Source organism: Nocardioides sp. AX2bis, from assembly GCF_902506435.1.
Classification (GTDB): Bacteria; Actinomycetota; Actinomycetes; order Propionibacteriales; family Nocardioidaceae; genus Nocardioides.
On sequence record NZ_LR733215.1, the window covers coordinates 2,582,762 to 2,603,541 of the forward strand.

The 20,780-nt window shown below is 74.5% G+C and carries 21 protein-coding genes and 1 pseudogene; 1 reads left to right on the forward strand and 21 read right to left on the reverse strand.

All coding sequences use genetic code 11. From position 1 onward, the window contains the following. Positions 1 to 20 precede the first annotated feature (20 nt). From dprA to GV155_RS12420, 17 genes and pseudogenes are all read right to left on the reverse strand, one after another. Positions 21 to 1,196 (reverse strand): DNA-processing protein DprA, encoded by a 1,176-nt coding sequence (gene dprA / locus GV155_RS12345; RefSeq protein WP_160008328.1) that lies wholly within the window; start codon positions 1,194 to 1,196, stop codon positions 21 to 23. Next, a complete protein-coding gene (locus GV155_RS12350; protein ID WP_160008330.1) occupies positions 1,193 to 2,797 on the reverse strand; it encodes a YifB family Mg chelatase-like AAA ATPase in 1,605 nt (534 codons plus the stop codon). The genes dprA and GV155_RS12350 overlap by 4 nt, the downstream gene beginning before the upstream one ends. Next, entirely contained in the window at positions 2,797 to 3,165 is a 369-nt protein-coding gene (locus GV155_RS12355) for a YraN family protein (RefSeq protein WP_160008332.1), read from the reverse strand. Before GV155_RS12355 ends, GV155_RS12350 begins: the two co-directional genes overlap by 1 nt. 133 nt (positions 3,166 to 3,298) lie before the next feature. Next, entirely contained in the window at positions 3,299 to 4,987 is a 1,689-nt protein-coding gene (locus GV155_RS12360) for a hypothetical protein (protein WP_160008334.1), read from the reverse strand. Positions 4,988 to 5,036: 49 nt separating this feature from the next. Continuing rightward, positions 5,037 to 5,459, reverse strand: a complete 423-nt coding sequence (locus GV155_RS12365) for a TadE/TadG family type IV pilus assembly protein (RefSeq protein WP_160008336.1) — start codon at positions 5,457 to 5,459, stop codon at positions 5,037 to 5,039. Between the two features lie 283 nt (positions 5,460 to 5,742). Then, positions 5,743 to 7,548: a hypothetical protein gene (locus GV155_RS12370; protein WP_160008338.1), complete on the reverse strand. Its 1,806-nt coding sequence runs from the start codon at positions 7,546 to 7,548 to the stop codon at positions 5,743 to 5,745. After that, positions 7,545 to 8,036, reverse strand: coding sequence for a TadE/TadG family type IV pilus assembly protein (locus GV155_RS12375; protein WP_160008340.1), 492 nt, complete (start codon positions 8,034 to 8,036; stop codon positions 7,545 to 7,547). Before GV155_RS12375 ends, GV155_RS12370 begins: the two co-directional genes overlap by 4 nt. Before the next feature lie 159 nt (positions 8,037 to 8,195). Beyond that, entirely contained in the window at positions 8,196 to 8,504 is a 309-nt protein-coding gene (locus GV155_RS12380; protein WP_160008342.1) for a DUF2469 domain-containing protein, read from the reverse strand. Then, positions 8,501 to 9,244 carry a ribonuclease HII gene (locus GV155_RS12385; protein WP_160008344.1) on the reverse strand — a complete coding sequence of 248 codons (744 nt, stop codon included), beginning with the start codon at positions 9,242 to 9,244 and terminating at the stop codon, positions 8,501 to 8,503. Before GV155_RS12385 ends, GV155_RS12380 begins: the two co-directional genes overlap by 4 nt. A gap of 1 nt (position 9,245) precedes the next feature. After that, positions 9,246 to 10,007, reverse strand: coding sequence for a signal peptidase I (gene lepB / locus GV155_RS12390; protein WP_160008346.1), 762 nt, complete (start codon positions 10,005 to 10,007; stop codon positions 9,246 to 9,248). Positions 10,008 to 10,039: 32 nt separating this feature from the next. Beyond that, on the reverse strand, positions 10,040 to 10,387 hold the full coding sequence (rplS, locus tag GV155_RS12395; RefSeq protein WP_160008348.1) for a 50S ribosomal protein L19: 348 nt from the start codon (positions 10,385 to 10,387) through the stop codon (positions 10,040 to 10,042). A 188-nt stretch (positions 10,388 to 10,575) separates the two neighbouring features. Next, positions 10,576 to 10,944, reverse strand: coding sequence for a GNAT family N-acetyltransferase (locus GV155_RS20750; protein ID WP_236554493.1), 369 nt, complete (start codon positions 10,942 to 10,944; stop codon positions 10,576 to 10,578). A 129-nt stretch (positions 10,945 to 11,073) separates the two neighbouring features. After that, a pseudogene (trmD, locus tag GV155_RS20755) lies at positions 11,074 to 11,757 on the reverse strand (tRNA (guanosine(37)-N1)-methyltransferase TrmD); the annotation flags it as partial. Further along, positions 11,754 to 12,320: a ribosome maturation factor RimM gene (rimM, locus tag GV155_RS12405; RefSeq protein WP_160008352.1), complete on the reverse strand. Its 567-nt coding sequence runs from the start codon at positions 12,318 to 12,320 to the stop codon at positions 11,754 to 11,756. The pseudogene trmD and the gene rimM, both read right to left, overlap by 4 nt. A 105-nt stretch (positions 12,321 to 12,425) precedes the next feature. Beyond that, the gene (locus GV155_RS12410; protein WP_160008354.1) at positions 12,426 to 12,668 is read right to left on the reverse strand and encodes an RNA-binding protein; all 243 of its coding nucleotides are present in this window, start codon (positions 12,666 to 12,668) and stop codon (positions 12,426 to 12,428) included. A 4-nt stretch (positions 12,669 to 12,672) separates the two neighbouring features. Continuing rightward, entirely contained in the window at positions 12,673 to 13,218 is a 546-nt protein-coding gene (gene rpsP, locus GV155_RS12415; RefSeq protein ID WP_160008356.1) for a 30S ribosomal protein S16, read from the reverse strand. Positions 13,219 to 13,773: 555 nt separating this feature from the next. Next, positions 13,774 to 14,859: an amidohydrolase family protein gene (locus GV155_RS12420; RefSeq protein WP_160008358.1), complete on the reverse strand. Its 1,086-nt coding sequence runs from the start codon at positions 14,857 to 14,859 to the stop codon at positions 13,774 to 13,776. A 40-nt stretch (positions 14,860 to 14,899) separates the two neighbouring features. Between GV155_RS12420 and GV155_RS12425 the strand changes: the two genes are divergently transcribed. Beyond that, entirely contained in the window at positions 14,900 to 16,060 is a 1,161-nt protein-coding gene (locus tag GV155_RS12425) for an ROK family transcriptional regulator (protein ID WP_160008360.1), read from the forward strand. A gap of 17 nt (positions 16,061 to 16,077) precedes the next feature. Here GV155_RS12425 and GV155_RS12430 read toward each other — a convergent pair whose 3' ends face one another. The 4 genes from GV155_RS12430 to GV155_RS12445 form a co-directional block, all read right to left on the reverse strand. After that, complete coding sequence (locus GV155_RS12430; RefSeq protein ID WP_160008362.1) at positions 16,078 to 16,455, reverse strand: NYN domain-containing protein; 378 nt, start codon at positions 16,453 to 16,455, stop codon at positions 16,078 to 16,080. A 10-nt stretch (positions 16,456 to 16,465) separates the two neighbouring features. After that, positions 16,466 to 18,055, reverse strand: coding sequence for a signal recognition particle protein (gene ffh / locus GV155_RS12435; protein WP_160008364.1), 1,590 nt, complete (start codon positions 18,053 to 18,055; stop codon positions 16,466 to 16,468). Positions 18,056 to 18,125: 70 nt separating this feature from the next. Further along, the gene (locus GV155_RS12440) at positions 18,126 to 20,345 is read right to left on the reverse strand and encodes a [protein-PII] uridylyltransferase (RefSeq protein ID WP_160008366.1); all 2,220 of its coding nucleotides are present in this window, start codon (positions 20,343 to 20,345) and stop codon (positions 18,126 to 18,128) included. 67 nt (positions 20,346 to 20,412) lie between these two features. Then, positions 20,413 to 20,751 (reverse strand): P-II family nitrogen regulator, encoded by a 339-nt coding sequence (locus GV155_RS12445; RefSeq protein WP_160008368.1) that lies wholly within the window; start codon positions 20,749 to 20,751, stop codon positions 20,413 to 20,415. Between the last annotated feature and the right edge of the window lie 29 nt (positions 20,752 to 20,780).

A 20,780-nucleotide genomic window follows, 5' to 3' on the forward strand; every position in this document is an offset into this window, starting at 1 on the left:
ACCGGCGGGCCGCCGGGGTCTCACCGCAGGTCGTCCCGCGCCGTGGGGCTGAGCCGCCATCCCTCCGGGGCGGTCTCGACCAGGCCGGCCGCGGCCAGCCGCCGCAACGCGGACCCGACCTCGAGCACTCCCATGCCGGCCCCGCGTGCGACCTCGTCGGTGGGCGCCGGCCCGGCAGCCGGGACGCCGTCGAGCACCTGGCGCTCCCGCGCGGTGAGCCGGTCGCGCCGGGTCGGGGCCGCCCTCGGCTCGGGGACCAGGCACTCCCCTGCTGCCCCCACCAGCTCCAGGACGTCCTCGCCCGAGGTCACCAGGCTGGCCTCGCCGCGGCGCAGCAGCTGGTGCACGCCCTGGGACTGGACGCTGGTCACCGGCCCGGGCACCGCCATCACCACCCGCCGGAGCCGCTCCGCCCAGGTCGAGGTGTTCAGGGCCCCGCTGCGCACCGCCGCCTCGACGACCACCGTGCCCTGGGAGAGCGCCGCGATCAGGCGGTTGCGCGCCAGGAACCGGACCCGGGTCGGGGGGTCGTCGAGCGGCGCCTCCGAGACGACCGCCCCCTCCGTGGCGATGGCGGCCAGCAGCTGCTGGTGGGCCTTCGGGTAGTCCCGGTCGGCACCGCAGGCCAGGACCGCGACGGTGGGTCCCTGGCCGACGAACGCGCCCCGGTGGGCGGCCTGGTCGATGCCGAACGCCGCCCCGGAGACCACGACCCGGCCGGCCCGGGCGACCCGCACGGCGACGTCGGTGGCCACCTCGGTCCCGTAGGTCGTGGCCGAGCGGGACCCGACCACGGCGACCGAGGACTCCAGCGCCCGCAGGTCGAGCGGGCCGCGCACCCAGAGCCCGAGCGGCGGCCCGCCGCGGGCGTGCAGCGGCGGCACGGACCGCAGGTCCTCCAGCGCGGTCGGCCACTCGTCGTCCCCGGGCACCACGAAGCGGATGCCGAGGCGGTCCGCCTTCTCCAGGTCGGCCTCCGGGTCACATCCCTCGACCCGCCCGGACGCGTCGATCGCGAGCCCGTCCAGCGCGCCCTGGCCGCCCTGCTCGCCCAGCGCCTCGCGCAGCCGGCAGGCGCCGAGCTCGGCCACGAGGTCGAGCAGCCGGGGGTCCCCCGGCTCCGTCAGCCGGCCGAGGGCGACCCGGGCCAGACGTTCCTGCTCGTCGACGCGTCCCGACGCCGCGGCGGTGCTCACCCCGCCCTCCGCGACAAGGTCTCGACCAGCAACGGCTGGCCCGACCGCAGCCGGAGCGCGACCGCCACGTCGTCGGCGCCCGGCGGGCCGTCGTCGGCGCCCGGGGCTGCGGCCAGGTCGGCGACGGTGAGGGCGAGCCGGTGCACCCGCACCGCGCCGCGACGGGTCAGCCGGCCGGCGTAGACCGCGTCCTCGACCAGGCGCGACGCCTCGGGACCGAGCGGCCAGCGCTCGTTGAGGGCCGTCGCCGGCGCGTGGGCGTTCAGCCGCCAGAGGTCCGCGGCGTACCGGCGACCCTGCCGCTCCCGGGCAGTCGTGACCCGGCCACGCACCGTGGCGGAGGACTCGTGGACGGCCATCGGGTCGCGCTCCGCGCCGAGCCGGGCAGGCTCGACGTGGCGCACCACGTCGATCCGGTCCTCGACGGGGCCGGCGACCCGGGCCCGGTAGTCGCGACGGCGCACCTCCGAGCAGGTGCACCGGTTCTCGCGCGCCAGGACCCGGTACTCGCCGCACGGGCACGGGTTGCACGCGAGCACGATCATGCACCGGGCGGGCAGGCGCACCATCTCCTCGCGCCGGGCGATGCTGACCTCGCCCGTCTCCAGGGGCTGGCGCAACGCGTCGATCACGTCGGAGCGGAACAGCGGGAACTCGTCCAGGAACAGGACGCCGCCATGACAGCGACTGATCTCCCCGGGGCGCACCTGCCCCGACCCGCCCCCGATCAGGGCGCTCTTGCTGGCGTCGTGGTGCGGGGCGGCGTAGGGCGGGTCGACCATCAGCCCGGTGGCGGGGTCGAGCGTGCCGGCCAGGCTGTGGATGGCGGTGAGCTCGAGCGACTCCGACGCGCTCAGCGGTGGCAGCAGCGACGGGATCCGCTCGGCGATGCTCGTCTTGCCCGACCCCTTGGGCCCGGACAGCATCAGGTGGTGGCCACCGGCGGCGGCGACCTCGACGGCGTACTTGGCGTCCTCGATGCCACGCAGGTCGGCGAGGTCGAGCGCCTCCATCCGCTCCTCGCCCCGCCACGAGAGCAGCCGTGAGCCCGACAGCGCGGCGACCGGGGCCGCGTCGGGCACCGGGTCGCCACGCAGCTCGGCCACCACCTGCGCCAGGGAGCGCAGGCCGAGCACGCTCATGCCGGGCACCATCGCCGCCTCCCGCGCCTGCGGCTCCGGGACGACGACACGGCGCACGCCGCGCTCGGCGGCCGCCAGGACCATCGGCAGCACCCCGGTGACCGGGCGCAGCTGACCCGCCAGCGTCAGCTCGCCGATGAACGCGGTCGCCGCGAGCCCCGCACGCGGGAGCTTGTCGTCCGCGGCCAGCACCGAGACGGCGATCGCCAGGTCGAAGTGGGTGCCGCGCTTGTGCAGGTCGGCCGGCGAGAGCAGCACGGTGATCCGCTTGGTGGAGGGCCACGGGAGCTCGGAGTTGATGACCGCCATCCGGCACCGGTCCCGGGCCTCGTTCAGCGAGGCGTCCGGGCGACCGACCAGGGTGGTCCCGACGAGGCCTGGCGAGACGTCGGCCTGGACGTCGATCAGGTGGCCCACCGCGCCGTGCAGCGAGACGGTGCGGGCCGTGGCGAACGGCATCAGACCACACCGCGGACGTGCTCGACCCGGGCGGCGCCGCGGGGTGCGCGCAGCACGGCGACCAGGTCGATCCTGACCTCCGGCGGATGCACCCCGTGCTGCTCACGCCATCGCTCCGCCAGCCGGACCAGGCGCTCCAGCTTGTCCGCCCCCACCGCCTCCTGAGGCGAGCCGCACGCCAGGCTCGACCGGGTCTTGACCTCGCACACCACCAACGCCGGGCCGTCCCGCAGGACCAGGTCGATCTCGCCCTCGCTGCACCGCCAGTTGCGGTCCAGCAGGACCATCCCCTGCTCCACCAGGTGGCGCAGGGCCACCTGCTCGCCGTAGGCACCCAGGGCCTGCTTGCTCGCTGCCGTCGTCGTCATCACGCCTCCTCCGGACAGGCTCGCCTGCGGTGGGACGGACCCGCCGGGTCGGAGGCCGTGGTTGTGGAGGAGCCTGCGGACGGCGGGTCTGTGGACGGTTCGCGGCCGGTGCGGCCGGTGCGGCCGCGAGAGGTCAGCCGGTCAGCCGGGGGTTCGCGCAGACGGCGTTGACGGCGTACACGTCGGCCCCGGCGAGCCGGAGGCCGAGCAACCGCGCGACGGGGCCGACGAGGTACCGGTCGATGTTGGCGGCCAGCGGGCCCACGGTCTTGGTGGTGAAGCCGCCGGCACCCGTGGTGAGGTCCGCGACCACCGCGTCCACGATGCCGGCCTTGAGGTCGCCCAGGCTGATCCCGAGGCCCAGCGGCAGGGTCACGTCGACCGAGCTGCTCAGGACCTGCGGCACCACGGCGCCGAGCAGCACGGCGTTGCCGCCCGTCTGCCGGGGGACGGTGTCGTTCGGCGGGATCGAGAGCGCGACGTCCGTACCGGTGGGCCCGCTCCCGGTGCCCATCGTGAGCCGCACCGTCATGTCGACCAGCGCGTCGACCTTGAGGAAGCCGGACCCGACCTGCACCTTGCCCTGGACCCGGACGTCCGAGGTGAGCCGGTACGAGGCCAGGGCGGTGGCCACCCGCACCGTGAAGGTGTCGGGCGAGCCCGCGGTCCCGTCCCCGCACGTCACCGGGGGCGGCGAGACGAGCTCGCCCGTCGCGCCGCCGAGCTGGACGGCCAGCGACCCGGTCGCCTTGGTGGTCTGCAGGGTCCCCTTGGCCAGTCCGAGGACGTCGATGCCGATGCTCGGCAGGTTGGCGAAGTCGACGTCCAGGGTCCCGTCGAGCTGGCTCGACGTGGCCCGCGACTCGATCGACCCCGGCGTCCCACAGGCCAGGCTGAGCCCCTGCTGCACCCCGAGCGTCGTCCGCGAGACGTTGCCGATGCCGGGGACCCCGAGCTGGAGGTTCGGGATCTCCAGGGCGCGCCGGCCGTTGGCCACCGCCAGGGACCCGGCCAGGATGTCGAGCACGTTCATGTTCGTGTCGAGGGCGGCCGAGTCCCCGGCACCGACGCTCAGCGCGCGACCGACGGTGACCGCGGGCAACCCGGCGGAGGCGCGCAGCAGCACGCCCAGCCCCTGGATCGCGGCGCTGTTGGTCGGGCTGTTCTCCTTGCCCAGCGCGTCGATGCTGGCCTGCACCAGGTCGCCGAACGCGATCGGCGAGCTCAGCAGACGCGTCTCGCTGCCGATGCGCGGCTCGGCGGCGAGCTGGGCCAGCCGCAGGTCGGCGCCGGCGATGCCCCGGTAGCTGAGCAGGTCGAGGTTCAGCCCGAGCAGGCTGTTGAGGGGACCCAGCAGGGTCGAGTCCCCCGAGCGGATGGCGGCGGCCCACGAGCCGAGCCGGTAGCAGGCGGTCGAGTCGGCCTCGGCGTACGCCGTGCGCGTCGCGCTCCCCTCCCCCGGCGCGAAGGCGAAGTCCGTCGTGGCCGAGGCGACGACCCGGACCGCCGACGGGGGGTCCACCGTGGCGTCGAAGGTCTCGCCGTCCCAGGCCCCCCAGCTCACGGTGACCGTCAGGTCGTCCCCGATCGTGTCGCCGTTGCGGACCAGGCTCAGCGCCAGTGCGCTGCTCGGGCTGGTCTGCTGCCCCTCCGCCGCCAGCTGCGCCCGTGTGCGCCCGTCGATCTCGCGTGCGAGGTCGAGCGCGACCACGTCGGCCAGCGCCTGCATGTCGCGCCGCACGACGCGCTGGACGCCGAGGTCGACGGCGAAGGCCGCGATCACGACGATGACGGTGAGGGCCGCACCGACGATGGCGAGCACGGCGCCCCGCTCGTCGCGCTCGCGACGACACCTCGGACCCGGGACCACGTCAGTTCACCTGAGCCTCGGTCGAGTAGGACAGCTGCTCGGGCAGCACGATGCCCAGCCCGGGGAACGAGGGCAGGAGGGGGTCGTCGCGGTAGGTGTAGGCCAACGAGACCTCGACGCACTGCGCGGTCGCGGCGTTGCTGCACGGCTTGCGCGCGCTGATCGTGCAGGTGCCCGCCGGGTCGGTCCCCTTCATCAGCGTGCCGTTGCTCCCGCAGGTCACGCCGCAGCTCCCCAGCGCCCCGTTGACGGCGTCCCGGGCCTTGCCGACGACCGCCGGGTCCGACGACGACAGCACGGCCGCCGTCCGCGCGCCCTCCGCAGCGGCCTGGCTGATGCCCTGCCGGAAGGACAGCATGTAGCCGTAGCCGATGATGCCGAACAGCAGCACCAGGAGCAGGGGCAGCACCAGCGCGAACTCCACGGCGACCGCACCACGCTCCCCGCGCAGGCCAGGGTGGCGGGACCGGGCGCGGGCACGTGTCGGGTGAAGGCGCATGGGGGACCTCGGGGGCGGCGGAAGCGAGGCGTGGGTGGCACCTCGGACCCGAGGCTAGGTCCGGCGGCCGGTCGTGGCCGCGGAACCGGTCAAGCGAGGGCAGCCGAAGGTCCCGCCGTCGGGTACACCCACCCTGACCTGCGAGGACACGATCACGACCACCAGGCGACTGTCTCGTCCCGCAGACCCGCGCGCCTGCGACGCCGGCTCAGCCGACCAGCCGGACCAGGGGGCGCCCGAGCTCGGGGCGGTAGGAGGTCGTCGGGGAGCGTTCCGCGACCGGCAGCGCGTCCTTGTTGAACGCGAAGAGCCGGATGACCTTGACGGAGTTCCCGTTGACCTCGACGCCGTTCTCGGCGGGGGTGGAGGCGCCGTTCACCGTGGTCGTCTCGCTGGTGATGAAGGCCGGCACGAAGTCGAGGATGGGCTGGAAGTCCTTCTGGGCGCGGTCGGTGGCCACGACCAGGGGCAGCCAGACGAAGCGGGGCGAGTCCAGGACCCTGGCGTCGAGCATGTCCGTGGTGACCCCGGAGTCCTGGGAGATGGTCGCCAGCGAGGCCCCGCCCCGCAGGAAGCACGAGAGCAGGTCGTTGTTGACCGCCCGCCCGCCGACGACCCGGTCCGAGCGACCGGCGCAGGTCGTCGGACCGTTGACGACGTCGAGGCGGCCCGGATGACCACCGGTCCCGGTGACCAGGCCGTCGAAGAGACGGGGGCCGTCGTTGCCGGTGTCGCCCTCGATGCAGTTGTTGCCGTCGCGGGAGACGGAGTCGGGCACCGCCCCGGAGATCAGGCCGCCCCCCGCCGTGCACGACTTGGTGGGGGTACGGGCGGTGAAGTCGAAGGGCACCAGGACGTGGTCGAGCCCGAGGGCCATGTTCAGCGCGAGCGACTGCTTGGCCCCGACGTCCTTGCGGGGGCTCAGCAGCTGCCCGAAGTTCCCCCGGTCCTGCCCCGCGCACCCGACCGGCACGCTCGTCGGGCTGGTCGACGCCGACGGGGCCGGTGTGGTGGCGGTGGCGCCGGGCGAGGGTGACGGCGCCGCGGACGGCCTGGCAGACGGACTGGCGGACGGGCTCGGCGTCACCGGGGCGGAGACGACGACCTCGACCGAGGTCCGCGAGTACTCCAGCCGACCGTTGCCGTTGGCCTCGAGCAGGCCGTACGCCCGCCACGTCCCGGAGGTCGACGAGACCTCGGGCCCGATCTGGAAGGTGGGCACGGTCAGGGTGCCGCTCGGCCTCGACTCCGACACCGCGTAGTCGACGAAGAACGAGCCGTCCGGCGCCACCAGGCGCAGGGAGGCCTTGCGGGTGTTGTTCGGGACGCTGCCGATGCTCCACCCGGTGACGGAGACCTGACCGCCGCGGGCCACCGCCTTCGCCGGCCCGCTCAGGGTGTGGCTGCCGATCGGCGAGACCGTGAACGGCGTCGTCGGAGTCGGGGTGGGGGGTAGAAGGGACAGGCCCTGGGTGGTGTCCCCGTCGACCGCCCCGTACCCGCACCCGCTCGGGAGCCACAGCGGGATCACGTCCTCGGTCGGGGGCAGCTCGGAGAACGCGCGCACCGTGGCACGACGCTGGACGTCGGTGCCGTCGAAGCCCAGGACGCCTGCGAAGGCGAAGTCGACGACCGCGGGCGGCGCGAGCACGCTCATCTGCACGCACTGGTCGGCACAGCTCGTGCCGTCCGCGTGGGTGAAGGTCACCTCGCCGTCGGTCGTGTCCCCGTCGACGAGGTCGGCGCCGCTCACCGTCGGGCTGCCCGAGGGCTGGTTGCGGTTGAGGTAGGTCGCGACCTCGGCCGCGACCGATCCCCGGTTCGCCGAGGTCATCGGGAGGAGGTGCCCCGCGCTCATCGCGCTGACGTCGGCCTGCAGCTGGACCGCGCGGGCGCGGGCCCAGGCGTTGCCGAGGTCGAAGGCGAGCGCCGCGCACCCGACCAGCAGCACCAGGGTCACCGCCGCGATCACGGCGACCGCACCCGACTCGTCCCGCTCCCGGCGGGGGGTCACGCGCAGCCGCCGGGGACGCCGGTGACGTAGTCGACCCGCGCCTGGGCGCTCTGGGTGACCCGGCCGTCGTCGATGAAGGGGACCAGACCGCTCAGCCCCAGGTCGGTGCTGTCGAAGGCGACGGTGACGGTGACGAGGTCACCCACCTCGACGGCGGGGTCGGAGTTCCCGGGGCCGTTGGTGTAGCTCCGGGTGATCGCGACGTCACCCTGGGAGGCGGCGAAGGCGCCGACCTGGGCGCCGACGAGGGCGCGGAACTCGGTGCACCCGGCCGGGTCGCTCACCGCGGCGAGCCGGGCCGCCGACCGGGTGATGTCGGACCCGCCCTGCATGGCCCAGAAGTAGAAGCCGTACTGGATGGTGCCGAAGACGACCAGCAGCAGCACCGGCACGACCAGCGCGAACTCCACCGCCGCGGCGCCGCGCTCCCCGCCCCGGTGCGCGTCGGCGGCCCGCCGCGGGGCGGGACGGGCGCAGTCGCGAGGCAAGGGGGGTCCTCAGGGGGTCGGGCGTGAGCTCTGCGGCGGGGGCGCCGTCCGGGGGGAGCGGACACCCCGCAATCTAGGCCGCCGGGTCCAGTCCCCGAGACCGAACGCGGAGGCACGCCTCCCCCGGTCTGGACCAGCACCGCTCGTCCTCGGGCCCGTTCAGGGCAGCGGCTGCTCGGTCTCCGCGCCGCTGAGCTCCTCGACGTTGACGTCCTTGAAGGTCAGCACCTTGACGTTCTTCGCGAAGCGCGCCGGGCGGTACATGTCCCACACCCAGGCGTCGGTCATCGAGACCTCGAAGAAGACCTCGCCGGCCTCGGTGCGCGCCTTCACGTCGACCTGGTTGCAGAGGTAGAAGCGCCGGTCGGTCTCCACGACGTACTTGAAGATGCCGACGACGTCGCGGTACTCCCGGTAGAGCGTCAGCTCCATCTCGGTCTCGTACTGCTCGAGCTCCTCGGCGCTCATCGGACCTCCTGGTACGGCGCGGCGGACGGGTGGTCGACGACGTCCTCATTGTGCACGTCCGGCCCGGCCGGTCCTCCCGCGGGCGGCTCGAGCCCGGCGGCCCGACGCACGTTGACGAAGCGCATCCGGTGCACCGGCGAGGGGCCGTGCTGCTCGAGGGCGGCCGCGTGCACGTCGGTGATGTAGCCCTTGTGGGTGCGGAAGTCGTACTCGGGCCAGTCGGCGTCCAGGTCGGTCATGATCCGGTCGCGGGTGACCTTGGCCAGCACCGAGGCCGCCGCGATGCAGGCCGCGACCCGGTCGCCCTTCCACACCGCCAGACCGGGTGTCCCGAGCCCGTCGACGGGGAACCCGTCGGTCAGGACGTACGCCGGGGGCAGCGTCAGCAGGGCGACCGCGCGCCGCAGCGCCTCGAGGTTGGCCACGTGCATCCCGAGCCGGTCGCACTCCTCGTGGCCGACGACGACGACCGACCAGGCGACGGCCCGGCGCACGACCTGCTCGTAGCAGCGCTCGCGGGCGCGCGGGGTCAGCAGCTTGGAGTCGGCCAGGCCGGGGACGATGCCGGCACGGCCCTCGGGAAGGATCGCGGCGCCGGCGACCAGGGGGCCGGCGCAGGCGCCGCGGCCGGCCTCGTCGACCCCCGCCACCGGGCCGAACCCCTGGCGGCGCAGGGCGCGCTCGTACCCGTAGAGGCCCGCGTCGCGGCGGACCGTCGACCCGCGTGGGAGCAGCGACACCTCAGGGGGCCGTGACCGGGTCGGGCACGTCGTCGAAGGAGGAGGCGCTGCCGCCCTGGAGACCGAACCGGTCGAAGGGCCAGACGGTCGCCAGCACCGTGCCGACGACGAGGTCCTCCTCGACGAACGGGTCGTCGGTGCAGTCGGTCTCCATCTCGGTGCACAGGTGCGTCGTGGAGTCGCCGGAGGCGTCCCGGTTGTCGCCCATCACGAAGATCTCGCCCTCCGGCACGGGTCCGGCGGTCCAGTCGCAGTTGCCCGTCATCGGGCCGAGGCACGTCAGGCCCTCGACGTCGACGTACGCGGTCTCCTCCAACGGGTCGCTGCCGTTGATGGTCAGGCGCCCGTCGTCGCAGCACTCGATGACGTCGCCCTCGACGCCGACGACGCGCTTCACCAGGTGGCCGCCCTCGGGGTAGAGCCCGACCGCGCCGAGCGTGGAGGTCAGCGCGTTGCCCTCGGGCTCGCCCTGGGCGCCGAGCCAGCCACCGGGGTCCTCGAAGACGACGACGTCACCGCGGTCGGGGCTGCCGACCCAGGTGGAGACCTTCTGGACCAGGATGCGGTCGCCGACCTCGAGGCCGGGCTCCATCGACGTCGACGGGATGTAGAACGCCTGCAGCAGGAAGGTCTTGACCAGCAGCGCCAGCAGGACGGTCGTGACGAGCAGGCCGAGCAACCACCGGCCCAGACCCTGGCGTGAGCCGGAGGGGCCGTCGGTGTCCTGGTCGGACCGGTCGACGGTGGTGTCCTCGGTGCTCACGCGAAGAGCCTAGGCGGGTGGCCCTGGCTGGGTCAGCGACGCTCGCGGATCTTGGCGGCCTTGCCGCGCAGGTTGCGCAGGTAGTAGAGCTTCGCGCGACGCACGTCACCGCGGGTGACGACCTCGATCTGCTCGAAGATCGGGGAGTGCATCGGGAAGGTCCGCTCGACGCCGACGCCGAAGGAGACCTTGCGGACGGTGAAGGTGCGGCCGATGCCGGAGCCGTGGACGCGGATCACGACGCCCTGGAAGATCTGCACGCGGGCACGGTTGCCCTCGACGACCTTCACGTGGACCTTGACGGTGTCGCCGCCGCGGAAGGCGGGGAGGTCGTCGCGCTTGCCGGCCGTGCCGAGCTCGGTGATGAGGTGGTTGGTCATGGGTGTCTCCTCGCGGGTGCCACAGGTCAGCCGCGGTCGATGGTTCTCGCAGGAGGCCAGTGCTGGGTGCCGGTGGCGTCCTCATCCCCCTGTGGCAGGAGAACGACGCAGACCCCCCTGCCGGAGCAGGTCCTCGGGAGGGTCCTCATTTGGCCGACTGGCCGATCGGTGATTCTGCCACAGCGCGTTCAGCGCCGGGAAATCCGCCGGGTCAGCACGACCCCGGCGGGCGGGGCCTCGAGGTCGGGGCGCTCGCGGTAGCCGGCCCGGCGGTACATCCGGATGTTCGCCGCACTGGCGGCGCCGGTGACGAGCGAGCACGTGGTGGCCTCCGGCGGGGCCAGCGCCTCGGCGTGCGTGAGCAGGGCCCGCCCGAGGCCACGACCCTGCAGGTCGGGCGCGACCATCAGGCGCCCGACGTGCCAGGTGGTGCCGTCCAGGCGTCCACGCACCGAGCCCACCAGGCGCCCGGCGACCCGGACCACCCGGGTCTGCCACTGCTCGAGCCCGGCCAGGACGTCGTCGACGGACTCGTGCAGGGCGGGGACGACCTCCATCGACCCGATCGCCAGGGCCTCCTGCACCCAGCAGGCACGCTGCAGCGTGAGCAGCTCCCCGGCGTCGGCACGGGTCGCCGGCACCGCCGCCCACTCCCCCGCGCCGGCCAGCACCTCGCCCGGGTGCAGCAGGTCGGGGCGGCGCTGCGCCGTACGCCGTCGGGACTGCTCGGCGCGCCAGGCCGCCACGGCCCCGTGGTCGCCGGAGAGCAGCACCGGGGGCACGTCGAGGCCGCGCCAGGAGGCCGGCTTGGTGTAGACGGGGTATTCCAGCAGGCCGTCCTCGTGGCTCTCCTCGTCCAGCGACGCCGCGTTGCCCATGAAGCCCGGCAGGAGGCGTACGACGGCCTCGGTCACCGCGAGCGCGGCGACCTCGCCGCCGTTCAGCACGTAGTCGCCCAGGGAGACCTCGCGCACCTCGACCCGGTCGGCGGCGTGGTCGAGCACTCGCTGGTCGATGCCCTCGTAGCGCCCGCAGGCGAAGACCAGGCGCTCGCGCGTGGCCAGCTCCCGGGCCGCGGCCTGCGTGAACGGGGCGCCCGAGGGCGTCGGCACGACCAGCGTCGTCCCGCCCGCCCCCGCGTCACCGACCCCGAGCGCGTCGAGGGCCTCGCCCCACGGCTCGGGCTTCATCACCATCCCGGCGCCGCCGCCGTACGGGCTGTCGTCGACGGTGCGGTGCCGGTCGTGGGTCCACTCCCGCAGGTCGTGGACGTGCACCTCGACCAGGCCGGAGGCGGCCGCCCGGCCGGGCAGCGAGAGCCGCAGCGCGTCCAGGTAGCCCGGGAAGATCGTGAGGTAGTCCAGCCTCACGCGTCGTCCTGGGCCTTTCCGGGCTCCTCGGGGAAGGGCGTGACCAGGCCGGGCCGGTCGGCGACCACGACCCGCCGGGCGTCCAGGTCCACCTCGGGCACCAGGGCGGACACGAAGGGGACGAGCGCGTCGCGCCCGTCGGGGGTGCGGACCACGAGCAGGTCTTGTGCGCCGTGCTGCAGGCCCGTCACCTCGCCGATCCGGGTGCCGTCGAGGTCGTGCACCGCGAGCCCGACGAGCTGGTGGTCGTAGAACTCCTCGGGGTCCTCCGGCCGCTCGGACGGGTCGACGTCGGCGCGCAGCAGGACGCCGCGGGCCGACTCCGCCGTCGTCCGGTCCTCGATCCCGGAGAACGTCGCCAGCAGGACGCCCTGGTGCCACCGCGTGGCGGTCACCTCGAGCGCCCGGTGCGGGAACGACCCGCCGCGCGGGGGCTCGGTACGCAGCCGAGCACCCACGGCGAACCGTCGCTCCGGCTCATCGGTGCGCAGCTCCACGGTCAGCTCGCCGCGCAGGCCGTGCGGCTTGCCGAGCCGACCGACGACGACCTCGATCTGGTCCACGGGTGTCCTCCTGTTGGGGCTGCTGGCGGGACTGCTGGTGGGACGCGACAGGGTGCCGCCCCGGTGGGGCGACACCCTGTCGTCTGCTGCTCGGTCGTGCTGCGCTCAGCGGCGACGGTCGACGTCGACGAAGTCGATCCGTGCGCCCTCACGACCCGCGAGGGCGCTCACGACGGTACGGAACGCGGTCGCCGTGCGTCCGCCGCGACCGATCACCTTGCCGAGGTCGTCGGGGTGGACCCGGACCTCGAGCAGGGGACCACGGCGGAGCTGCTTGTCCGAGACGACGACGTCGTCAGGGTTGTCGACCACACCGCGCACGAGGTGCTCGAGAGCATCGGCGAGCATGACGTCAGTTCTCCGCCGGGGCGTCGCTCGGGGTCTTCTCGGCCGGCTCGTTGGCCTCGGCCTCGACGGTGGCGCCCTCGGGCGTCTCCGACTCCGGGGTCTTGGCCTCGGCGTCCGCCTTGGCCTCGGCCTTCTTGGCGGGCTTCTCCGCCTTGTCCGCCTTGTCGGACTTCTCCGCCTTGGTCGTGGCAGCGGCACCGCCGGAGCCGTGCGCCTCCTTCAGGGCCTCGTTGAAGATGTCCTGCTTGGCGCGCTTCGCCTCCTTGACGCGCAGCGTGCCCTCGGTGCCCGGCAGGCCCTTGAAGGTCTGCCAGTCGCCGGTGACCTTGAGGATCGCCTCGACGGCCTCGGTCGGCTGGGCGCCGACGCCGAGCCAGTACTGCGCCCGCTCGGACTGCACCACCATGACGGAGGGCTCCTCCTTGGGCTGGTACCGACCGATCTCCTCGATCACCCGGCCGTCGCGCTTCTTACGGCTGTCGACGACGACGATGCGGTACTGCGGGACCCGGACCTTGCCCAGGCGCTTCAAACGAATCTTGACGGCCACGTCTGTGGTGTCTCCTCGGAACTCGTGGTGTGGTGGGGCGGGCCGCAGCGGGTGGGGAAACACCAGGCGGGACGCCCCGGAGGGCCAGCGCGTCCGGCGAGAGGGTCCGCACGCGTGGACTCAGCGGGTCAGTCTGCCACGGCGCGGGTCTGCAGCCGAATCCGGCTCCACGGGTACGGCCCTCGCCGCTCGGGAGCGAGCCCCGGCGCCGCCGGTGGTCGAGGAGGGGGCGCCAGCGACACCGCTGGTCGAGGAGGGAGCGCCAGCGACCGTCTCGAGACCCGCTCCGCCCGCACCGTCGATGGGTGACGTGCGCTCACCAGGTGAAGGTAAGTCACCCATCGACACCGGGCCTGGTCTCGTGACGCTCGCTGCGCTCGCTCCTCGACCACCGGGGTCGGCGCTCGCTCCTCGACCACCGGTCACCGGGCCTGGTCTCGTGACGCTCGCTGCGCTCGCTCCTCGACCACCGGTCACCGGGTCTGGTCTCGTGACGCTCGCTGCGCTCGCTCCTCGACCACCGGGGTCGGCGCTCGCTCCTCGACCACCGGGGCGCTAGCGCGAGCCGACCACGACGCCCCGCAGCACCACGCGGGAGGGGGTGTCGAGCACGGAGAGGTCCGTACGGGGGTCGCGGTCGTAGACGACGAGGTCGGCCGGGGCGCCCTCCTCGAGCCCGGGGTGGCCGAGCCAGGTCCGGGCGTCCCACGAGGCGGCACCGAGCGCGGCCTCAGGGGTGAACCCCAGCCCGGCCAGGGCCCGCACCTCCCCGGCGATCCCGCCGTGCGGCAGCACTCCCCCGGCGTCGGTGCCGGCGTAGATCGCCACGCCGGCCTCGTGCGCGGACATGATGGTCTCGCGGCGGCGCGCGTACAGGTCGCGCATCGTGGTGGCGTAGCGGGGGAACTTCTCCTCGCCCGCGTCGGCGTAGCCGGGGAAGTTCTCCAGCTGCATCACCGTCGGCACCAGGGCGGTGCCGCGCGCGGCCATCGCCTCGACCAGGTCGGGCGTGAGGCCGGTGCCGTGCTCGATGCAGTCGATGCCGGCCTCGATCAGCTGGGGCAGGACGCTGTGGCCGAAGCAGTGCGCGGTGACCCGGGCGCCGTGCTCGTGCGCGACCGCGATCGCCTCCGCGAACGTGTCGGCGGGGAACGACGGGGCGAGGTCGCCCTCGTCGCGCGAGATCCAGTCCCCGACCAGCTTCACCCAGCCGTCACCGCGACCGGCCTCGGTGGCGACGTACGCCGGGAGGTCCTCGGGCTCGACCTCGTGGGCGTAGTTGCGGATGTAGCGGCGGGTGCGGGCCAGGTGGCGCCCGCAGCGGATCAGCCGGGGCAGGTCGTCGCGGTCCTGGACCCAGGCCGTGTCGGCCGCGGACCCGCAGTCGCGCAGCAGCAGCGCCCCGACCTCGCGGTCGGCCAGGGCCTGCCGCTCCGTCGTGGCCTCGTCGACCGCGCCGTGGCTCTCGAGCCCGACGTGGCAGTGCGCGTCGACCAGCCCGGGCACGACCCAGCCCTCCCCGGCGGTCTCCGCGCCGGCCTGCGGCTCGTAGGTGACGTGCCCGTCGACGACGTAGAGCGTGCGGGTCTCCCCGTCGGGCAGGACGGGGCCGTGGAAGCGCAGGGCGGGCGGGCGGCTCATGGGCGCCGAACCTACCGCCCGGCCTCCTAGGCTGGGGCGCATGACCACGACCGGCGCGCTGGCCCGCCTGCGCGCCGGCAACGCGCAGGCGATCACCGTCGTCCTGGCCCGCGAGGGCGCCCTCAGCCGCGCCGACCTGGTCCGTGGCACGGGGCTGTCCCGGGCGACGGTCTCGAGCCTGGTCGCCGAGCTGATCGAGGCCGGCCGCGTCGTGGAGACCAGCGAGCGGGTCCGCCCGCACCGCGGCGGCAGCGGCCGCCCGCCCGTCCTGGTACGTCTCAGCGCCCCCACCGGCATCGTCGCCGGCGTCGACCTCGGCCACCGCCACGTCCGGGTCGTCGTGGCCGACCGGGCGGGCGAGGTGCTCGCGGAGGAGCGGCGCGTCCTCGACGTGGACGGCCTCGGCGTCCGCGCGCTCGAGGAGGCGGCCACGATGGTGCGCGAGGCGGTCGACCGGGCCGGTGAGGACCTCGACCGGCTCCGGGCGGTCGGGGCCTGCCTGCCCGCACCCCTGGCCCGCGGCACCCGGGAGCTCGACGTCGCACTGATGCCGGCGTGGAGCGGTGTCGACCCCGAGCGCGTCCTCGCCCGGCTGATCGGGGTGGCGGTGCACGTCGACAACGACGCCAACCTCGGTGCCCTGGCCGAGCTGGGCCGCGGCAGCGCACGGCTCGTCGCCGACGTCGTCTACGTCAAGCTCGCCAGCGGCGTCGGCGCCGGGCTCGTGCTGGGCGGCCGCCTGCACCGCGGTGCCGGCGGTCGCGCCGGCGAGCTCGGCCACGTGACGTCCGTGCCCGACGGCCTGGCGTGCCGCTGCGGGCGCAGTGGCTGCCTGGAGACCGAGGTCTCCACCGACCACCTCCAGGACCTGCTGCGCCCTGTCCACGGCGCGGCCGTCGAGGACCTCGTCGGGCTCGCGGAGCAGGGGCACGAGGACGTACGCCGGGTGCTGCAACGCGCCGGGCAGCAGGTCGGCCGCGTGCTGGCCGATCTCGTCACCGCCCTCGACCCGTCCGTGGTGGTCGTCGGCGGACCGCTAGGTCGCGCCGCCCCCGTGCTGGACGGCGTCCGGGCCGGGCTGCGCGACCACACCGACCCCGACGTGGTCGCCGGGCTCGAGGTGCGCGCCGGCGCGCTCGGGGAGCGTGCGGAGGTGCTGGGCGCGGTGTCGCTGGCGCTGTCCCGGGTCGCCCAGGCCTGACCCCGCGGGAAGGCGGCTCAGAGCAGGTCGAGCAGCCAGGACGGGCTGATGGTCTCGGCCCCGGCGTGCAGGGCCCGGCCCTGCAGGATGCGGTCGGCGGTGCAGACGGTCACGCGGTGACCGGCCTCGACGGCCCGGCGGGCCTCCTCGACGATCTTGTCGTCGCCGACCTTGGCGGCGTGCACCGTCGTGACGTGGGCGTCCCGCCCGGGGCGCACACCGGCCTTGGCACCGCCCTCGAGCACCAGGACGACCTTCTCCTGCGGCACGTCGGCGACGAGCAGCTGCTCGTGCAGCCGGGTCGCCGCGCCGGCGCGGTCCTTCCACCAGCCGTCGGGGCGGGCCCCGACGACGTTGGCGCCGTCCACGACCAGGACGGTCGTCGGGCGCACCATCAGCGCCCGCTCACTTCAGGAACTTCGCGAAGTCCTGGGGCAGGTCCAGCGCGGCCGCGGCCTGCTCGTAGTCGGTCTCCTGGCCACCGGGGGTGCCGAAGGGGTTGGCGCTGGCCGCCTTCTCCTTGGCCGCCTGGTCGGCTGCGACCTTCTCCTGCGCGGCCTTGGCCGGGTTGCCGGAGACGCGACGCCCGCCCTTGGCCTTCTTCTGCGGCTGCTTCTTCTGCCGCTTCCCACCGGCACCCGGCATCCCGGGCATCCCGGGCATGCCCGGCATCCCGGGCATGCCGCCCCCGCGTGCCATCTGCTGCATCATCTTGCGCGCCTCGAAGAAGCGGTCGACGAGCTGGTTGACGTCCATCACCGCACGGCCCGACCCCTTGGCGATCCGGGCGCGGCGCGAGCCGTCGATCATCTTCGGGTTGGCCCGCTCGGCGGGCGTCATCGACTGGATGATCGCCTGGATGCGGTCGATCTCGCGCTCGTCGAAGTTCTCGAGCTGCTCGCGGAACTGCCCCATCCCGGGCAGCATCCCCATGATCTTCGACATCGACCCGAGCTTGCGGACCTGCTGCATCTGCTCGAGGAAGTCGTCGAGGGTGAACTCCCCGCCGCCCTGGCCGGACAGCTTCTGCGCGGCCTTGAGCGCCTGGTCGGAGTCGAAGGTCTTCTCGGCCTGCTCGATCAGGGTCATCACGTCGCCCATGTCCAGGATGCGCGAGGCCATCCGGTCCGGGTGGAAGACGTCGAAGTCGGTGAGCTTCTCGCCCGAGGAGGCGAACATGACCGGGCGACCGGTCACCGAGCGGATCGAGAGCGCGGCGCCGCCGCGGGCGTCGCCGTCGAGCTTGGTGAGCACCACGCCGTCGAAGCCGACGCCCTCGAGGAACGCCTGGGCGGTGGTGACGGCGTCCTGGCCGATCATCGCGTCGACCACGAACAGGACCTCGTCGGGCTGCACGACGTCGCGGATGTCGGCGGCCTGCCGCATCAGCTCGGCGTCGACGCCGAGCCGTCCGGCGGTGTCGACGATGACGACGTCGTGCAGGGTGCGGCGGGCCTCGGCCATCGCGTCGCGGGCCACCCCGACGGGGTCGCCGACGCCGTTGCCGGGCTCCGGGGCGAAGACCGTGACGCCGGCCCGCTGGCCGTTGACCTGGAGCTGGTTGACGGCGTTCGGTCGCTGCAGGTCGGCGGCGACCAGCATCGGCGAGCGCCCCTGCTCCTTCAGCCACAGCGCGAGCTTGGCGGCGAGCGTGGTCTTGCCGGCGCCCTGGAGCCCGGCGAGCATGATGACGGTGGGGCCGCTCTTGGCGAAGCGCAGCCGTCGGGTCTCCCCGCCCAGGATCCCGACGAGCTCCTCGTTGACGATCTTGACGATCTGCTGCGCCGGGTTCAGCGCACCGCTGACCTCCTCGCCGCGTGCACGGTCCTTGACCGCGGCCACGAACTCGCGCACCACGGGCAGCGCCACGTCGGCCTCGAGCAGCGCGATGCGGATCTCGCGGGCCGTGGCGTCGATGTCGGCCTCGGAGAGGCGTCCCTTGCCCCGCAGGTTCTTGAAGGTGTCGGCGAGGCGGTCGGAGAGTGTGGCGAACACGGAGCTTCCTCAAACGATCGGTGGGGAGGTCCCGGGGCCGGGGACGGCCCGCCGGGGCGGAGGCCCCAGCCTAACCGGGCCGGGTCAGTGCGGCCCGGACGGCGTGGGCCGCCTCGGCCGCCCTGGTCTCCGAGAGCACCCCCGCGGACTCCTCCTGGAGGTAGAACACGTCCACGGCCTGCGGCCCGAGCGTGTCGAGGTGGGCCGAGCGGACCGTGACGTCGAGCGTGGCCAGCGCCCGGCAGACCAGCCAGACCACGCCGGGGCGGTCGGCGGCGCGCACCTCGAGCACGGTGGCGTGCTCGCTGGCCTCGGGGCGCACGACCACGGCCGGCTCCAGGGCGCTGCCCGCATCGGGGCGCAGCCGGGCGACCGGGTCGATCCGACCGTCGACGATGGCCTCGTACCGCTCGCGGAGCACGGCGGGGTCGAGGTGCTCGTCACCGACCTCCCACACGCACACGCCGTACTCCCCCTGCGACCAGATCCGCGCCGCCCGTACCGGGGCCCGCTGCAGCGCCAACGCCGCGGCCACGTCGGCGAGCAGGCCGACCCGGTCCCGGGCGATGGTGGTGAGGCGACAGCCGTCCGCGACGACGGTCTTCGAGACGACCAGCTCGCCGCGGACCGCCTCCTCCGGTACGGCCACCTCGTCGGTGGTGATCGCCGGCGGGGCGGTGCCGGCATCGAGGGCGGCCAGGCCGCGGCGGGCCAGGTCCTGGATCAGCCCGGCGCGCCACGAGCTCCACGCCTTGGGCGAGGTGGCCTTGGCGTCGGCCTCGGTCAGCGCCCGCAGCAGCTGCAGCGACTCGGCGTCGCCCATCCGGTCGGTCACCAGCGCCACGGTCGCGGGGTCGTCGGGGTCGCGGGTGGTCGCGGTCTCGGCGAGCAGCAGGTGCCAGCGCACCAGCCGGGCGACCAGGTCCACGGCGTCGGGGGCGAAGCCCATCCGGGCCGCGACCTCCCGGGCGATCGGCTCCCCCGCCACGCTGTGCTCGGTCAGCCCACCCTTGCCGATGTCGTGCAGCAGGGCCGCCACCACCAGCACGTCGGGACGCGAGACGAAGCGGATCAGACCGGCGGCCTCGACGCACGTCTCGACGACGTGCCGGTCGACGGTGAACCGGTGCACGGTCGAGGCGTGCGGGAGGAGACGTACCCGCTCCCACTCGGGCAGCACCCGGGCCAGCGCCCCGGTCTCCTCGAGCGTCTCCCAGACCCCGAGCATGCCGCGGCCGGCCGCGAGCAGCCGGACCAGGGACTGGCGGGCCTCCGCGGGCCACGGGTCCGGCAGCGCCGCACCCTCGCGGGCCAGGCGGGCAGCGGTCGGCGGTGCCAGCACGACGTCGCGCTCGGCGGCCTCGGCGGCGGCGCGCAGCAGCAGGGCCGGGTCGTCCTCGGGTCGGGCGCCCGCGGCCAGCACCACCTCGCCACGCGCCAGGGCCAGACCCGGCGCGATCGGGTGGAGGTCGGGCCGGCGGGCCCGACGGGTCGAGGTCGGCCGGGTGAGCACGTCCTCCACGCGGCGCCAGGTCAGGCGGGACAGGTGGGTGACGCGGCGGCCGAGCTCGCGCACGTGGTGCTGCGCGGCGCGGTCGTCGGCCAGCCCGAGACCCGTGGCGACCGCCGCCCAGGTCTCGGGGACCACCCGGTCGCTGGCCCGCCCGGCGGCCTCCTGGACCAGGTCGCGCACGTCGAGCATCGTGCGCCGGCAGCGCTCCAGGTCGGCGTGCGGCACGTCGACCAGCCAGGTGGCGCTCAGCGCCCGGAGCACCCCGGCGTCGCGCAGGCCGCCCTCGGACTCCTTCAGGTCCGGCACCGACAGGTGGGCCAGCTCCCCCATCAGCTCGTGGCGGGAGACCACCAGCCGCCGCAGGGCGGGCAGCCGCTCACGGGCCCCGCGTCGCCAGGCCGCGAGCAGCTCGGTGCGCAGCCGCACCGTGAGGTGCGGGTCACCCGCGACGTGGCGCAGGTCGAGCAGCCCCAGGGCCACCTTGAGGTCGGCCCCGGCGGCCTCGAGCATCTGGCTCACGCCGCGCACGGAGTGGTCCAGCGCGGTGCCGGAGTCCCACAACGGGTACCAGACGCCGGAGGCGACCTCGCCCGGGTCGATCGCGTCCTCGTGGACCAGCACCACGTCCAGGTCGGAGTACGGCGCGAGCTCGCCGCGGCCGTAGCCGCCGACGGCGACCAGCGCCATGCCCTCCTCCGGCCCGCCGACACCCTCGTAGGCCTCCCGGCAGCGCCGGTCGGCGGCCTCGGTACGCGCGGCGCGGTCGGCCGCGGTCACCGGGGCCGGCGCGCCGCGGCGGGCGCGGTGGGCATCGCGGGCGAGGTGCCCGCCGGTCCGGCTGGGCTCACAGGGCCTCGCCGTCGCGCTCGCCGGTGCGGACCCGCACCACCGAGTCGACCGGGGAGACCCAGACCTTGCCGTCGCCGATGCGCCCGGTCTGGGCGCCCTGCTCGACCGCACCCATGACGGCCGCGACGTCGGCGTCGTCGACCACGACCTCGATCCGGATCTTGGGCACCAGCGCGACGTCGTACTCCGCACCGCGGTAGACCTCGGTGTGGCCCTTCTGGCGGCCGTAGCCGCTGACCTCGCTGACGGTCATCCCGGTGACCCCGACGGACTCCAGGGCGACGCGGACGTCCTCCCACTTGTGCGGCTTGACGACGGCCGTGACCAGCTTCATGGCAGTGCTCCTGTCGGGTGGGGCGGGGG

Bases quoted from the DNA above. Each gene is read 5' to 3' on its own strand.
- GV155_RS12420 (WP_160008358.1), bottom strand. From the start codon at position 14,859: ATGAGCCGCCCGCCCGCCCTGCGCTTCCACGGCCCCGTCCTGCCCGAC.
- GV155_RS12380 (WP_160008342.1), bottom strand. From the start codon at position 8,504: ATGAGCGCCGAGGAGCTCGAGCAGTACGAGACCGAGATGGAGCTGACG.
- GV155_RS12425 (WP_160008360.1), top strand. From the start codon at position 14,900: ATGACCACGACCGGCGCGCTGGCCCGCCTGCGCGCCGGCAACGCGCAG.
- GV155_RS12445 (WP_160008368.1), bottom strand. From the start codon at position 20,751: ATGAAGCTGGTCACGGCCGTCGTCAAGCCGCACAAGTGGGAGGACGTC.
- GV155_RS12410 (WP_160008354.1), bottom strand. From the start codon at position 12,668: ATGCTCGCCGATGCTCTCGAGCACCTCGTGCGCGGTGTGGTCGACAAC.
- GV155_RS12430 (WP_160008362.1), bottom strand. From the start codon at position 16,455: ATGGTGCGCCCGACGACCGTCCTGGTCGTGGACGGCGCCAACGTCGTC.
- rplS (WP_160008348.1), bottom strand. From the start codon at position 10,387: ATGACCAACCACCTCATCACCGAGCTCGGCACGGCCGGCAAGCGCGAC.
- GV155_RS20750 (WP_236554493.1), bottom strand. From the start codon at position 10,944: ATGGAGGTCGTCCCCGCCCTGCACGAGTCCGTCGACGACGTCCTGGCC.
- GV155_RS12355 (WP_160008332.1), bottom strand. From the start codon at position 3,165: ATGACGACGACGGCAGCGAGCAAGCAGGCCCTGGGTGCCTACGGCGAG.
- GV155_RS12350 (WP_160008330.1), bottom strand. From the start codon at position 2,797: ATGCCGTTCGCCACGGCCCGCACCGTCTCGCTGCACGGCGCGGTGGGC.